Source organism: Actinomadura sp. WMMB 499 (assembly GCF_008824145.1).
Taxonomy (GTDB): domain Bacteria; phylum Actinomycetota; class Actinomycetes; order Streptosporangiales; family Streptosporangiaceae; genus Spirillospora.
Genome location: NZ_CP044407.1, coordinates 2,057,998 through 2,072,719, shown reverse-complemented (window position 1 = coordinate 2,072,719; position 14,722 = coordinate 2,057,998). Strand labels below are relative to the sequence as shown.

Here is a 14,722-nt window from a genome sequence, read left to right as displayed (position 1 = left end):
ACCCCGTCATCCCCGAGGAGGACTCCACATGAGTCCCGCCCACAGGCTCACGGCCGTCCTGGCCGCGGGCGTTCTCGCCACCAGTGCGTGCAGCAGCGGCACCAACGCGTCCGGCGGTTCGGACGGCCTGCGGGTCTCCGCGGTGGCCACCGACCGCGCCGGCACCGAGGCCGTCATCGAGGCGTTCAAGGCCGCCAACCCCGGCGTCGAGATCACCACCTCCTACGCCGACACCGACCAGTACCAGGGCACCCTGCGCACCCAGCTGTCCTCCGGCACCGCCCCGGACGTGTTCTTCGCCTGGCCCGGCAACGGCAACCCCGGCGCGATCGAAGTGCTCGCCCCCACCGGCTACCTCGCCGACCTGTCCGGGCGCCCCTGGACGTCCAAGATCCCGCCGGGCGTCGAGCCGGTGACCCGGGTCGACGGCAAGACCTACGTCGTCCCGCTGACCTTCGTCGGCATCGGCGGCCTCTTCAACGCCGGGGCCATGGACGAGATCGGTGCCGAGCCCCCGCAGACCTGGAGCGACCTGCTCGCGTTCTGCGACAGGGCCGAAGCCGAGGGCAAGGTCGCTTTCGCGCTGGGCAACCAGACGGACTGGGTCACCCAGCTCGTCGACTACGCCCTGGTCGCCACCACCGTGTACGCCGACGCCCCGGACTTCGCCCGGAACATGCAGGCCGGCTCGGCCACCTTCGCGGGTTCCGGCTGGAAGACCGCCATGGACAAGTACCTGGAGATGGACGAGCGCGGCTGCTTCTCCGAGGACCCGCTCGGGACCTCGTTCGAAACCTCGGTGACCCAACTGGCCAAGGGCGACGCGGTCGCCACGATCCAGGTGACCTCGACCCTCAACCAGGTCAAGTCCGAAGCCCCGCAGGGCACCGGGTTCGGCCTGTTCCCCGTCCCCGCCACCGACGACGCCGCACAGACCCGCATGCCCGGCGCCGCCGGAGGCGCCTTCGCGATGAACGCCAAGGCGAAGAACCCGGACCTGGCCACCGAGTTCATCGACTTCCTCGCCAGCCCGACGGCCATGAACCTGTACGCGTCGGCCACCGGCAACCTGCCGAGCATCCCCAACGACCAGTTCGAGCTCGACCCCACCCTGCAACCGCTGGTCGATTTCCAGAAGGCGAACAGGACGGTCCCGTTCATGGACCAGTTCTGGCCCAACCCCAAGGTCCAGCAGGCGCACTTCACCGGCGTCCAGAACATGTTCGCCGGCGAGGCCGACCCCAACACGGTCCTCAAGCAGATGGACGACGCGTACAAGGAGGAGTGAGGAGCGGTTCCGTTCCGCTCCGGCGAGCTCGCCGGAGCGGAACGCCGCCCTTCACCCGCGCGGCAAGAAGGTCGTGGACGCGCGCCTGTACCTGTCGGGCGTCGGGTTGCGTCACGCCACGGTCAACGGCCGGCGCCACCACGGTCAAGCCCGAAGACGTGACCGGGTACCACGTCGGCGGCACCATCAACATCGACACCGGAGACGGCGGCGAGCGGCCGGAGTCCCGCAAGATCACCGCGATCGGCTCTCCCGGCGTCGACGGGACCGGCATCACCTTCACCCCCGCTCCCACGCGCGGGCACGCCGAGCGGACCGTTCCACGGTTCGGGCCCGGCGGCGCCGTCGAGGGCGAACCGCCGCACGCCGTCCAGGTTCACCCGCTCGCGGGTGGGGTGGATCGCGGTTTCAGCATCGGGCTGCTCCTATCGCCTGCCGAGCGCGGCGGCGGCGAGGTCGGCCCTCGCGTCACCCGCCGCGTCGGGAATCCTCTCGAGGACGGTCCGCATCGGCTCCTCCCCGAGCCGTCGGGCGACCTGCTTGAAGGGGACGTCGGGGAAGTGCCTGGCGAACGCCTCTTCCAGAGCGGCCCGGACCGCCCGGTCGGCGAGCAGCGCCCGCAACGGTGTGTCCAGGTCGTGGGCGGTTCCCGGCAGAAGTCCCTCGGGCGGCTCGTACGACCAGGCGTGGTCGCCGCCCGCGACCTCGGCCACCAGGCCGTCCGGGTGATGGGGCAGGACGACCGTCGCCGCGGTGCCGTCCGGAACGGTGACCTCGACCGCCATGCGGCCGTGCCGTCCAGCCTCCGTGAGGCGCCAGCTCACGCGCACCTCGCCGTGCGGGGTGCGGTGCGCGAGCGAGGCGCCGGTGAGCCCGCCGCCCGGCCGCGGCGCGATGCGCATCGTCCGGTAGCCGGGCTCGACGGGGGACAGGCCGCCCACGGTCGTGTGCAGCCACTCGGCCACCGCGCCGAAGGCGTAGTGGTTGAGCGAGCACATCGTGGACGGGTTGAGCGTGCCGTCGGGCCGGACCGCGTCCCAGCGTTCCCAGACGGTCGTCGCCCCCATCGTGATCGGGTACAGCCACGACGGGCACGAGGTCTGGAGGAGCAGCCGGTAGGCGTCGTCCAGATGGCCGGTCCGGGTGAGCGCGGGCAGGACGTGCGGGGTTCCCGCGAACCCGGTGGAGATCGTGTACCCGGCGTCCGCGACCAGTCCGGCGAGGCGGTCGCCGGCCCGCCGCTCCTGCTCGGGATCGAGGACGTCGAACACGATGGCCAGCGCGTACGCGGTGGCGGTCTCGCCGGTCACCCGCCCGTTGGGGCTCACGTACTCGCGGCGGAACGCCGCCCGCACACGCTCGTCCAGTGCCGCGAAACGCGTCGCGTCCGCGTCCCGGCCGAGGAGCCGCGCGGTCTCCGCCAGCTGCCGGGTCGTCCTGCACAGGTACGCGTTCGCGACCAGGAACCGGTCGGTCTTGGCGCCCGCGGAGTCGTCGGCGGGGGCGTCCGGATCGAGCCAGTCGCCGAACTGGAACCCGCTGCTCCACAGCCCGTCCCCGTCCAGCCGGGACTCGACGTCGCGAACGAACGCGGTCATCGAGCCGTAGGCGCGGCGCAGGATCTCGAGGTCGCCGTACGCCCGGTACAGCGTCCAGGGGAGCCCGACGGCGACGTCGCCCCACAGCGCCGTCGGGGAGGACGGGTGCGGGAGCACGTCCGGGACGGTGAACGGCACGACGCCCCGCTCCCGCTGCTCGGCCGCGAGGTCGTCCAGCCACGAGCCGAGCACACCTCGCACGTCGTAGAGGAAGGCGGCCGTCGGCGCGAAGACGTTGATGTCGCCCGTCCAGCCCATGCGCTCGTCGCGCTGCGGGCAGTCGGTGGGCAGGCCGACGAAGTTCCCCCGCATGGACCGCACCGTGTTGGCGTGCAGCCGGTTCACCCGCTCGTCCGAGGTCTCGAACCGGCCCGTCCGGGGCATGTCGCTGTGCAGGACGACCGCGGTGACGTCGTCGAACGGCCCGTCGACCTCGGCGTAGCGGAAGCCGTGGACGGTGAAGCGCGGCTCCCACGTCTCCGGCTCCCCGCCGCCGCGCGGCGTGTAGCGGTCCGTGGCCTTCGCCGAGCGCAGGGACCGCACGTCGAGTTCGCCGTCCGGCAGGAGCGTCTCGGCGTGCCGGACGGTCACCGTCCGTCCGGCCTCGCCCGTGACGGTCAGCCGGATCCGTCCGGCGATGTTCTGGCCGAAGTCGACGATCGTCCTGCCGGACGGGCTCGTCGAGACGGCGACCGGCGCGAGTTCCTCGATCCGGCGGATCGGCGGCGCCGTCCGGGGGATCAGCGTGCGCTCGTCCCAGGCGAACGGCACCGCCCGGGACCAGGCTCCGTCGTCGAACCCGGGGAGGTCCCAGCCGTCCGGCTCCAGCCGCGCGTCGTGGGCCTCGCCGTCGTACAGGCTGTGCGCGACGACCGCCCCGGTGGCGCACGTGAACGACCCGTCCGTCCCGATCACCTCTGTCCGGTCGCCGAAGGTCAGCTCCAGCCGCAGGTAGAGGGCGGGCCGGTCGGTGTAGTGGTGACGGTCGGCCTCGCCGTTCGCGCTCCAGCCGAGCCGCCCGGCGGCCCAGCCCTCGCCGACGACCGCCCCGAGCGCGTTCGGTCCGCGCCGGATCAGCCCGGTCACGTCGTGGGCGGAGACGGGGACGCGGTGCCGGTAGGAGGTCCAGCCGGGGGCGAGGACCTCGTCGCCCACGCGCGTCCCGTTCAGGTGGGGTTCCACGATGCCGAGCGCGGTCGCGTGCAGTGTCGCCCGGTCGGGCTCCCGGTGCACGGTGAACTCGCGCCGGAAATGGGGTGCGGCCGTTTCGGGGTCGAGTGGGAAGGGCGCGGCGATGAATTCGGCCGCCTCCGCGTCCTGCGGCTCACCCACGTCCGCCTCCGGCGAGCCCGTGATGCTCCAGCAGCCGTTCCAGCGTCCCGGTGTCCAGGCCGCGGGCGTGGTACTTGACGAACTTCCGGATCGTCATCGAGGACATCATCCTGAACTCGGGTGTTCGCATCCCCTGCCGTATCGTCTCCTCGCTGCGGCCCGCCGCCAGCTCCCGGATGACGTCCGGGCCGACGGCGGGATGGGTGAGCCAGTCGTCGAGCGACGAGTCGAGCGTCAGCGGGAGGCCGATCCGATCGCCGGTGAGCGTGACCGCGGACTCGGCGACGACGGTCGAGGCGTTCGCCCCGATCTGAACCGTGTACTCGCCCGGCGCGACGGCCCATCCGCCGAGGACGATGTCGTAGTACGCGAACGCCCGGCGGTCCAGGGCGAACTCCACGGTCGTCGACTCCCCGGGCCGGAGGTCGACCTTCGTGAACGCCCGCAGTTCGCGTGCGGGCCGCCGGACGGGACCCGCGCCGGTCGCCACGTACACCTGCACGACGTGCTTGCCCGTGCGGGCCCCGGTGTTGGCCACGGTGACCGAGACGTCCACGGTGTCCGGCCCCGTGGGGACGGCGCGCAGGTCGCGGGTCTCGAACGAGGTGTAGGAGAGCCCGTGCCCGAACGGGTACCTGACCGGCACCTCGGCCGTCGCGAAGTACCGGTAGCCCACCATGACGCCCTCGCCGTACCGGACGTGCCCCTGCTCACCCGGGAAGTTCAGGAAGCTCGGGTGGTCCTGGAGCCGCAGCGGGACGGTCTCCGCGAGACGTCCGGACGGGTTCACCACCCCGAACAGGATGTCGGCGAGCGCGCGCCCGCCGCCCTGCCCGAGCAGCCAGCCCTCGACGATCGCGTCCACCTCGTCGTGCCAGCCCTCCAGGGAGACGACCGCGCCGTTCGACAGGACGACCACGGTGCGGCGGGCCGCCGCGGCGACGGCGCGGATGAGCTCGACCTGCCCGTCGGGGAGCGCCAGCGACTCCCGATCGGTTCCTTCCCACTCCGCCGCCTCGGGCAGCCCGGCGAAGACGACCGCGACGTCGGCCGCCCGCGCGGCCCGGACCGCCTCGTCCCGCAGCGCCGCCGGATCGCCGCCGCCGTCCAGCGAGAATCCGGGCGCGTACGTGACCGCCGCGTCCCGGTCGGCGGCGAGCGTCCGCATCGCGTCCAGGGCGGCGTCGACGCGCGCCGCCCGGACGTTCGCGCTGCCGCCGCCCTGGAAGCGCGGCGCCACCGCGAACTCGCCGATCACCGCGACGGTCCGGACGCCGTCGAGCGGGAGGACGTCCCGTTCGTTGCGGAGCAGCACCGCCGAGTCCGCGGCGAGCTCGACGGCCAGCTCGTGGTGCGCGTCCAGGATCGAGGCGTGCGCGTCGGCGTCGTCCGTCGCGGGGCCCGTCGCGGGGCCCGTCGCAGGGGCGACCGTCGCGGGGACGGCCCGCCGGGTGAGCGCGGCCACCCGTGCGGCGGCCCGGTCGACGACCGCGGGATCCAGCGCGCCCGACCGGACGGCGGCGACGATCTCGGCGTCGCCGTCCTCGTCCGGGCCGGGCATGGACAGGTCCAGCCCGGCGGCCAGCGCCGCCACCCGGTCGCCGACGGCGCCCCAGTCGGCGACCACCGCGCCCGTGAACCCCCACTCGTCCCGCAGCACCTCGGTGAGCAGCCAGTGGTTCTCGCAGGCGTGCACGCCGTTGATCCGGTTGTAGGAGGCCATCACGGTCGCCGGGCGCGCCTCCCGCACCACCCGCTCGAACGCCGCGAGATAGATCTCCCGCAGCGTGCGCTCGTCCACGTCCGCGCTGACGTTCTTGCGGTCGGTCTCCTGGTTGTTGGCGGCGAAGTGCTTCACCGACGCGCCCGGCCCCTGCTCCTGCAGCGCCCGGACGTGCGCGGCGGCCAGGACGCCCGCGAGCAGCGGATCCTCGGAGTAGTACTCGAAGTTCCGCCCGCACAGCGGCGACCGCTTGATGTTGACGCCCGGCCCGAGCGACACGGTCACGCCGAAGGCGCGCGCCTCCCGCCCGATCGCCGCGCCGACGCGCGCCGCGACGCCCGCGTCCCAGCTCGACGCGACGGCCACGGCGGGCGGGAAGCACGTGGCGGGCAGGGCGCGGCGCGGGTCGATGTGCTCGGTGGAGTCGCCGGGACGGCGGAGCCCGTTCGGCCCGTCGAGCAGCGCGATCGCGGGAAGTCCCGCCTCGTCGATCGCCTCCGTGTGGGTGTAGCTCCGGCCGGAGAGCAGCGCGACCTTCCGCTCCAGGGGCAGCCCGTCCAACCCCGGAAGTGGTGCGGTCGTTCGTCCTTGCTCGGGCACGTTCACTGATCCTCCGGGCGGGTCGACGCGGCTGACGGAAATGTTCGGCGGGGCGGCGGAGCCGTGGCAACGGGTTGCCATGAGTTGTCCCGGCCCACCTCCCGCACGCGCCAGAGGACGAGCGAGCCGCCCAGGAGGGCGAGGAGCGCGGACGCCGCGTACAGGGCGGTGTAGTTCGCCTCCGTGCCGCCGCCGATCGCGAGCAGCGCCGGCGCCGCGAGCGGCGCCAGCGCGCCGGGGACCTTCTGGGAGAACGCATTGATCGCCATGTGGCGCCCCGCCGCGGTCTCGCGCTCCGGCAGCACGTCCATGACGATGGCCTGGTCGACGGCCGTGAACAGCGAGATGCCGAGAGTCGTCAGCGCGGACCCGGCCAGCAGGACCGGCAGGGTGCCGGCGAACGCCAGGACGAGTCCGCCCGCGGCGAAGATCGCGGCGCCGGCGAAGACGAACGGGCGGCGGCGTCCCAGCCGGTCCGACAGGAACCCGCCGCCGAGCGATGCCGCCGTCGTCGTGACGATGCTGATCCCACCGGTGATCGCGACGATGCCGGCGACGTCGGCGAGCGGCATCTCGAGCCGCTGCGCGATGAGGAACGTGAGGTAGGTGGTGCTCGACGACTGGCCGAAGAAGAACGCGAAGCGGCCCAGCCAGTTCCATGCGAAGTCCGGATGCGCACGCGGCGAGAACAGGTACGAGCGGAGCAGCCCGGCCGCGCCGAGCCGGTCGGGGACGGCGCGCGACCGTCCGTCGGGTTCGCGCGCGAACAGCAGGAACGGCACGAGCAGGACGGCTCCGACCACTCCCGGCAACAGGAACACCAGCAGGCCGCTGCCGCTCACGGCGCCCACCATGAGGACGCCCACCACCGGCGCGATCTGCATCGTGAACCCCGTGAGCCCGGCGACCTTCCCGCGCAGGCGGTGCGGTACCCGGTCGGCCTTCACGTTGAGCAGCGCGCCCAGGGCCGTACCCCACCCGAGGCTCGCCAGGCCCCAGCCGAGACCCAGCACGACGACGTTCGGCGCCCACGCCATCACCAGGACGGCGGCCAGGCCGAGCGCCGCGCCGCCGATCAGGTACGGGGTGCGGCGGCCGAGGCGGGACCGGGTGCGGTCGCTGAGCGTCCCCACGACGGGGCCGGAGACCAGCGCGAGCACCGACCCGAACCCGAGGATGTACCCGAGCGTCTCCTCCCGCCCCGGCGCGAGCCGGTCGACGCGCAGTGCGAGTGAGTAGGCCATCGGCACGATGAGCGCCATCGACAGGCCGAAGTTCGCCGTCGCCAGCAGGGCGATGAAGCCGCGCCCGATCGTGCCGCCGCCCGTTCCGCCGCCCGTTCCGCCGCCCTCCTCGCCGGTCCCGGACGATGCGAGGTCCCGCGTCACGGACGTCCGCGCCCGGCGATCTCCCCGAGCCGGGCGAGGCTCGGCTCGGGACGCCGCTCGAACGTCACCCGGTCGACCGCGATCAGCCCGAACGTGGGTTTCCAGTGCCCCCACTCGAAGTTGTCGAGCGCGCTCCAGTGGAGGTACCCGCGGACGTCGACGCCGTCGTCGATCGCGTCGAACAGGTGCCGGAGCGCCTCCGAGGTGTAGGCGATGCGGCGCTCGTCGTCGGCGGTGGCGATCCCGTTCTCGGTGACGACGACGGGCACGCCCCTGAGGGAACCGGGAACGGGGCGGGTCATCCGTGGGCTCCTTGTCCGGTCTCGGTGTCCTGGAGGCGACGCCGCTCCGCGCGCCGCCGTGCCTGCTCGTCCGGGTCCGCGACGGGCGCCGCCAGCAGGAGCCGGCGGGTGTAGGGGTGCTCGGGTTCCGAGGTGACCGCGCCCGCCGGTCCGGTCTCGACGATGTCGCCCCGGTACACCACGCTCACCCGGTGGCTCACGTGCCGGACGACCGCGAGGTCGTGCGACACGAACAGGTACGCGACGCCGGTGCGCCGCTGGATGTCGATGAACAGATCGAGCACCCGCGCCTGCGTCGACAGGTCCAGCGCCGACACCGGCTCGTCGCAGACGATCAGGCGCGGCTCCGGGGCCAGGGCGCGGGCGATCGCGACGCGCTGGCGCTGCCCGCCGCTGAACTCGCGGGGGAGCCGCTCCGTCGCGTTCGCCGGCAGCCCCACCTGCTCCAGGAGCGCTCGCACCCGTGCCCGCGCGTCCTTGGGGGAGGCGCCCTGCACCACCAGCGGCTCGCTCAGGGTGTCGCCCACCGTCAGGCCCGGGTTCAGCGAACCGTACGGGTCCTGGAACACCACCTGCAGGTCGCGGGCGAGTGCGCGGCGCTCCCGCGCCGACGCGTGCGTGACGTCCCGGTCCTGGAATCGGACGCGGCCGCCGCTCGGCTTCACGAGGCCGAGGACGGCGCGGCCGATCGTCGTCTTCCCGGACCCGGACTCGCCGACGACGCCGAGCGTCTCGCCTTCACCGACCGTCAGGGACACGCCGTGCAGCACCTCCACCGGGCGCGCCCGGAAGCCGCGTCCGGGGTAGGCGACGCGGAGGGCGTCCACGTCGAGGAGCGGAGCCGCCGTCATCGCGCCTCCTTGAAGACGGTCCCGCCGGCCGGACGCGGGCCGCGTCCGGCGGCCTCACCGGGCAGCGGATCGGACCGGCCGGTGCCACCGCCGGGGATCGAGTCGAGGAGCATCCGGGTGTAGGTGTGCCGCGGGTCGCCGAAGAGTCCGGCCGTGGTCCCGGTCTCGACGATCTCGCCGTGCCGCATCACCGCGACCCGGTCGCAGATGTCGGCCACCACCCCGAAGTCGTGGGAGACCAGCAGCACGGCCATGTTCAGCTCCTTCTCCAGATCGCGCAGCAGGTCGAGGATCTCCGCCTGCACGGTCACGTCCAGGGCGGTCGTCGGCTCGTCCGCGATCAGCAGGATCGGTCGGCTCGCGACCGCGCCCGCGATCAGCACGCGCTGCGCCATCCCGCCCGAGATCTGGTGCGGGTACGACCGGAACGTCCGCTCCGGGTCGGGGATGCCGACCCGCTTCAGCAGCGCGAGCACCCGCGCGCGGGCGTCCCGCCGCGAGATCCGGGACGCCGCCGCCGCGCGGACGCCCTCGACGAGCTGGGCGCCCACCGTGAACGACGGATCGAGGTTCGACATCGGCTCCTGCGGCACGTACGCGATCGACCGGCCCCGGACCTCGCGCAGCTCGCCCTCGCCGAGGCCCAGCAGCTCCCGCCCGTCCAGCCGGATCGAGCCGCGGGTGACGACGGCCTCCGCCGGCAGCACGCCGAGCACCGCGAACGCCGTCTGCGTCTTCCCCGAGCCCGACTCGCCGACCAGCCCGAGCGTCTCCCCGGAGGACAGGTTCAGCGTGACCCCGGAGACGACCTCCTCCAGTCCACCCGACGGTGTCGGGTAGGCGATCGCGAGGTCCTCGACCGTCAGCAGCCCGCCCGCCGCCGGGGCCGTGTTTGCCGCCGGGGCCGCGCGTCCGGCCGGGGCCGGAACGACCTTCGACGGCTTGGGCTGGGCGCCCTGGAGGGTGTCGCGCAGGGCGTTCCCGAACAGCACCAGCGCGGCGTTCATCACGCCGAGCAGCAGGCTCGGCCAGACGAACTGCAGCGGCTCCTGGTACAGGTTCTGGAAACCCTCGGAGATCATCGCGCCGAAGCTCGGGGTGGTGGCCGATCCGACGCCGAGGAACGCCAGCCCGGACTGCACGTTGATGGACTGCCCCGCCAGGAACGCGGCCGCGATGACGACGGGTCCTCGCACGGCGACCAGGATGTGCCGGCCCATGATCCGCCGCCCCGGCAGCCCCGAGACGCGCGCGGCGTCCACGTACGGCTCGTTCTTCACGCCGAGGACCTGGTTGCGGACCAGGCGGTACACGCCCGGCGACAGCAGCACCCCGAAGATCGCCATCGTGACCCGGAAGTCGCCGCCGGTCACCGGCATCAGCACGATCAGCAGCAGCAGGCCGGGCAGCGTCATGACGAGGCTGAACACCCACTCGGTGACGCCCCGGATCCGCCGCTCGAAGTACCCGCCGATCAGGCCCGCCGTGACGCCGATGGCCAGCGCGATGGACGTCCCGACGAGCGCCGACACGACGCTGGTGTTGATCGAGTGGAGCAGCCGGGCGAAGATGTCGCGGCCGCTGCCGTCGCCGCCCAGCGGGTACCCCGGCGTGCCCGGATCGGCGTTGATCGCGTCGAGCGACGCCTCGTTCGGGCCGTGGTCGGCGAGCAGCGGCGCCAGCAGCCCCAGCAGGACGATCGCCAGCAGCAGCGCGGCGGTGCCGACGGCCTGCGGGTCCCGCAGCAGCCGCCGCGCCGCCGACCTGCGGCGCGGCACCGCCCGGCCGGTGTCCGCGACGCCCGCGTCAGGGGAACCGGCGGACGCGTCCGTGGACTCGGTGCTCAACGGATCCTTGCTCAATGCACCCTCGCCTTCGGGTTGAGCCAGCCGTTCACAAGGTCGACGGTGAGGTTCAGGCCCACCACGAGAAGGACGGCGAAGACGCTGACGCCCATGATGATCGGGACGTCGCCCTGCAGCGACGCCTCGAACGCGTACGAGCCGAAGCCCGGCAGCGCGAACACCTGCTCGATCACCAGCGCGCCGCCCAGCATCGCGATGAACTCGAACGACAGCACGGTCAGCGCGGGCCCCGCCGCGTTGCGCAGCGCGTGCCGCAGGACGATCGACCGGGTCGCGACGCCGCGCGTCCGCAGCGTCCGGACGTAGTCGCGGCGCAGCTCGTCGATCATCGATCCGCGGATCTGCGCGGTCAGCGACGCCACCCCGGACACCAGCAGCGCGAGCACCGGGATGAGGATGGTCTGCGCCCAGCGCGACGGGTCCTCGGTGATCGGGGTGAACCCGGTGGCCGGCAGCAGCTCCAGGTTGATCGACAGGACGACGACCAGCACGATGGCGATCAGCAGGTTCGGCACCAGGTAGCCGGTGAGCGAGGCGCCCTGCGCGACCCGGTCCATGACGCCGCCGCGCGTCGCGGCGAACACGCCCAGCGCCACGCTGATCAGGACCGTGCAGGCCAGCGCGACGAGCACGACCGACAGCGTGACGCCGAGCCGGGCGGACACGGCCGGTCCGACCGGCTCGCTCGTGAAGTACGAGACGCCGAAGTCGCCCCGCACCGCGTGCGACAGCCAGTCGAGGTACTGGACGAGCACCGGGCGGTCCAGGCCCATGTCGCCCTTCATCGCCCGTACCGTCTCGGGCGTCGCGGCCGGGCCGAGCCTGCCGCGGACGATGTCGTCGAAGGACAGGCTCAGCAGCAGATAGGTGATCAGCGTGACCAGCACCGCGAGCAGCAGGCCCATGGAGGACCGGCGCAGCGCGTAGAGGAGCATGACGTTTCCTTCGGGGTGGGCGGAGGGGCACGGACCGTCGCGGACGGCGACGTCTCCGGCCGACCGGGGCCGCCGTCCGCGACGTGTCCGGCTAGCCGGTGGGGCCGAACGACCGGATGGTGGAGAACACGTTCGACCCGTCGCCGAGGAACTCGACGCCGCCGTCGGTCGCCCAGTACCGACCGCTGAAGAAGAGCGGCGCGAACCACGCGTTCTCGACCGTGAAAGCACTGATCCGCTTGTAGAGTTCGGCGGCCTTCGCGGGGTCCGACTCGGCGTTCACCTGCTCCAGCAGCTTCGTCAGTTCGGGGTCGGTGCTGTCGAACACGTTGCGGGAGCCGAGGTTCGCCTGTACCTCGCCCGGCGCGGTGGTGATCCCCTCGACGGAGAGGAACATGCCGTACTTCTTCGAGGTGACCGCCGACACGCTGTTCTGCGGGGAGTGGGGTCCCAGGTCACCTCGACGCCGATCTCCGCCAGCGCCTGGTCGACCGTCGGCTCGAACGGCTTGGTGAAGAACAGGCTCGGCATGTGCACCTCGAACCCGTCCGGGTATCCGGCCTCGGCCATCAGCTTCTTCGCCGCGGCCGGATCGTAGGCGTACGTCCGCTCCAGTGCCGGGTCGTACGCATCGCTCTTCGGGCTGAACACCTGCTGCGTGGGCTTGCCGGCGCCGCGCAGCAACTGCTCGACGATCTTGTTCCGGTCGAACGCCATGTTGATCGCCCGCCGCACCCGCTCGTCGCCGAGCGGCTTCACCCTCGTCCCGTCCCGGTCGGCGAGGGTCAGGCCCCCCATGGCGACGGCCTCGATGAACTTCACGTCGAATCCCGCGGCCTTGAGCCGGTCGACCTGCGTGGTCTCGACGCTCGCCGCGCTGAGCCCGCCCGACTGCAGGGCGTTCACGGTGGCGGTGCGGTCCTTGATCACCCGGATCTCGACGGTCTCGAACGGGTACGCCTTCGCGTTCCAGTAGTCGTCGCGCTTCTTCAGCACGTACTTCGAGGCGTTCACCGTCGACCCGTCCAGGACGTACGGTCCCGAGCCGACCGGGTTCAGGGCCGTGCGCTCGGAGTCCAGGGTCTTCGGATCGCCGATCACGCCGACCGCCATCGTGAACGCGTGCAGGAGCGCCGCGTCCGGCTCCTTGAGACGAAGCACCACCGTGCTCTCGTCCGGCGCCTCCACGGACTCGACCGCCGACAGCTTGAACTGGTTCTGGCCCGGCTCCTTCATCGTCCGTTCCAGGGTCGCCTTCACGGCGGCCGAGTTCACCGGGGCGCCGGTGCTGAACGTCATGCCGTCCTGCAGCTTCAGGGTGAGGGTCTTGCGGTCATCCGAGTAGCTCCAGCTCTTGGCACCGTTCGGCTGTAGTTCGCCCTTGTTGTCGTACCTCAGCAGCGTGTCGTAGACCGAGCTCCAGACGTACGCCTGGGTTCCGTCCGTGAGCTCCAAGGGGTCGAACGAGTTGGGGGCGCCCTGGACGGCGAGGGTCAGCGTCGTGGCGTCCGCCGCCGACTGCTCGGCGGAAGCGCCGCATGACGCCGTCGTCAGCGCCGCGGTCGCAGCCAGCGCGGTCAGCGCCAGTCTCCGGCCGCTGGATCGAATGCGCATCATGGGGGTCCTTCATCCTGGTGAGCCGTCGAGTGGACGGGATGTTGCGCCTGGGTTACGCGCCCCATCAGACGTTCGCCCCGTGCGCAGCGGCAAGCAGTTGCCATATGTTGTCTTCATCACAGGAGAACGCTGTTCTCATGGTTGGAGGTGAGGGCCGATGACCGGCACAGCGAACCGTTCCGGCAGGCCACCGACGATCTACGACGTGGCACAGGCGGCGGGTGTCGCGGCCTCGACGGTGTCACGGGCCTTCTCCCGGCCGGGCCGGGTCAACGCCGAGACCGCGGAGCGCATCCGGCGGGTGGCGACCGAACTCGGGTACCGCACGGTTCCGGCGTCCCCGGCGGCCGCGCGCACCCGCACGTCGATGCTCGCCCTCGTCGTGTCCGACGTGACCAACGCCTTCTACGCCGAGATCATCAGGGGGGCCGAATCCGCCGCCGCCGAAGCGGGCTACGTCCTGCTGCTCATCGACGCGCAGGAGTCCGACACGCTCGAGCGCGACAGCCTCCGGCGCGCGCTGCCCGGCGTCGAGGGAACCGTCCTCGCGGGCACCCGCCTGCCCGACTCGGCCATCCGCGTGGTCGCCGGGCAGCGCCCCACGGTCGTCCTCAACCGCGACGTCGCGGACGTCCCCAGCATCGTCCTCGACGACGCGTGCGGCATGCGCCAGGCCGCCGAACACCTCGCCGGGCTGGGCCATCGGGCACTGACCTACATCGCCGGGCCGGAAGCGTCGTGGGCGGACGGGATGCGCTGGCGCACCCTCCGCGAATCGGCCGCGAAACTCGGCCGCCGGGCACAGCGCATCGGTCCGTTCGCTCCCACGGTCGCGGGCGGCCGCGAGGCCGCCGCCCGGCTGCGCGCCGACCCGCCGACGGCCGTCGTCGCCTACAACGACCAGCTCGCGATCGGCCTGATGCTCGCCCTCCAGGCCGGCGGGATCCGGGTGCCCGAAGAGGTCAGCGTGATCGGCTTCGACGACATCTTCCCCGCCCGGATCGTCTCCCCCGGACTGACCACCGTGGCCGCGCCGCTGCGCGCCCAGGGCCGGGCGGCCGTCCACGCCGTGCTCGCCCGCCGCGGCGAGCCCGCGAGCCGCACCGAGCGGCCGATGCCGCTCCCCGTGCGTCTCATCGTGCGCGACTCGACCGCCCGGCGCCGCCGTATGCACCTCAGTGCGGCCCGGAACGATCCAGGGCGCCCTTAGCGCCCCGTCCGTC

The 14,722-nt window shown here is 72.7% G+C and carries 11 protein-coding genes; 2 read left to right on the top strand and 9 right to left on the bottom strand.

The window, feature by feature from the left end:
• Positions 1–28 precede the first annotated feature (28 nt).
• Positions 29–1,288 (top strand): ABC transporter substrate-binding protein, encoded by a 1,260-nt coding sequence (locus tag F7P10_RS09055; protein WP_151008932.1) that lies wholly within the window; start codon positions 29–31, stop codon positions 1,286–1,288.
• A gap of 425 nt (positions 1,289–1,713) precedes the next feature.
• On the opposite strand, the gene F7P10_RS09050 is transcribed toward F7P10_RS09055, so the two are convergent.
• The 9 genes from F7P10_RS09050 to F7P10_RS09015 all read right to left on the bottom strand — a co-directional run bounded on the left by F7P10_RS09050 (position 1,714) and on the right by F7P10_RS09015 (position 13,499).
• Positions 1,714–4,218, bottom strand: coding sequence for an alpha-L-rhamnosidase (locus F7P10_RS09050; RefSeq protein ID WP_218040433.1), 2,505 nt, complete (start codon positions 4,216–4,218; stop codon positions 1,714–1,716).
• Entirely contained in the window at positions 4,211–6,502 is a 2,292-nt protein-coding gene (locus F7P10_RS09045) for a glycoside hydrolase family 3 C-terminal domain-containing protein (RefSeq protein ID WP_254716506.1), read from the bottom strand. Before F7P10_RS09045 ends, F7P10_RS09050 begins: the two co-directional genes overlap by 8 nt.
• 41 nt (positions 6,503–6,543) lie before the next feature.
• Complete coding sequence (locus F7P10_RS09040) at positions 6,544–7,929, bottom strand: MFS transporter (RefSeq protein WP_218040432.1); 1,386 nt, start codon at positions 7,927–7,929, stop codon at positions 6,544–6,546.
• Entirely contained in the window at positions 7,926–8,231 is a 306-nt protein-coding gene (locus tag F7P10_RS09035; RefSeq protein ID WP_218040431.1) for a family 1 glycosylhydrolase, read from the bottom strand. The genes F7P10_RS09040 and F7P10_RS09035 overlap by 4 nt, the downstream gene beginning before the upstream one ends.
• Positions 8,228–9,082 carry an ATP-binding cassette domain-containing protein gene (locus F7P10_RS09030; protein WP_151008930.1) on the bottom strand — a complete coding sequence of 285 codons (855 nt, stop codon included), beginning with the start codon at positions 9,080–9,082 and terminating at the stop codon, positions 8,228–8,230. The genes F7P10_RS09035 and F7P10_RS09030 overlap by 4 nt, the downstream gene beginning before the upstream one ends.
• A complete protein-coding gene (locus F7P10_RS09025) occupies positions 9,079–10,929 on the bottom strand; it encodes a dipeptide/oligopeptide/nickel ABC transporter permease/ATP-binding protein (protein ID WP_254716505.1) in 1,851 nt (616 codons plus the stop codon). The genes F7P10_RS09030 and F7P10_RS09025 overlap by 4 nt, the downstream gene beginning before the upstream one ends.
• Before the next feature lie 11 nt (positions 10,930–10,940).
• The gene (locus tag F7P10_RS09020; protein ID WP_151008929.1) at positions 10,941–11,882 is read right to left on the bottom strand and encodes an ABC transporter permease; all 942 of its coding nucleotides are present in this window, start codon (positions 11,880–11,882) and stop codon (positions 10,941–10,943) included.
• 91 nt (positions 11,883–11,973) lie between these two features.
• Entirely contained in the window at positions 11,974–12,210 is a 237-nt protein-coding gene (locus F7P10_RS43210; RefSeq protein ID WP_218040430.1) for a hypothetical protein, read from the bottom strand.
• Entirely contained in the window at positions 12,183–13,499 is a 1,317-nt protein-coding gene (locus tag F7P10_RS09015) for an ABC transporter substrate-binding protein (protein WP_218040429.1), read from the bottom strand. The genes F7P10_RS43210 and F7P10_RS09015 overlap by 28 nt, the downstream gene beginning before the upstream one ends.
• A gap of 157 nt (positions 13,500–13,656) precedes the next feature.
• On the opposite strand from F7P10_RS09015, the gene F7P10_RS09010 reads away from it, so the two are divergent.
• On the top strand, positions 13,657–14,709 hold the full coding sequence (locus F7P10_RS09010) for a LacI family DNA-binding transcriptional regulator (protein WP_151008928.1): 1,053 nt from the start codon (positions 13,657–13,659) through the stop codon (positions 14,707–14,709).
• The last annotated feature ends 13 nt before the right edge of the window (positions 14,710–14,722 follow it).

Coding starts and splice junctions, on each gene's coding strand:
- F7P10_RS09055 (WP_151008932.1), top strand. CDS start 29: ATGAGTCCCGCCCACAGGCTCACGGCCGTCCTGGCCGCGGGCGTTCTC.
- F7P10_RS09035 (WP_218040431.1), bottom strand. CDS start 8,231: ATGACCCGCCCCGTTCCCGGTTCCCTCAGGGGCGTGCCCGTCGTCGTC.
- F7P10_RS09030 (WP_151008930.1), bottom strand. CDS start 9,082: ATGACGGCGGCTCCGCTCCTCGACGTGGACGCCCTCCGCGTCGCCTAC.
- F7P10_RS09020 (WP_151008929.1), bottom strand. CDS start 11,882: ATGCTCCTCTACGCGCTGCGCCGGTCCTCCATGGGCCTGCTGCTCGCG.
- F7P10_RS09015 (WP_218040429.1), bottom strand. CDS start 13,499: ATGATGCGCATTCGATCCAGCGGCCGGAGACTGGCGCTGACCGCGCTG.
- F7P10_RS09010 (WP_151008928.1), top strand. CDS start 13,657: ATGACCGGCACAGCGAACCGTTCCGGCAGGCCACCGACGATCTACGAC.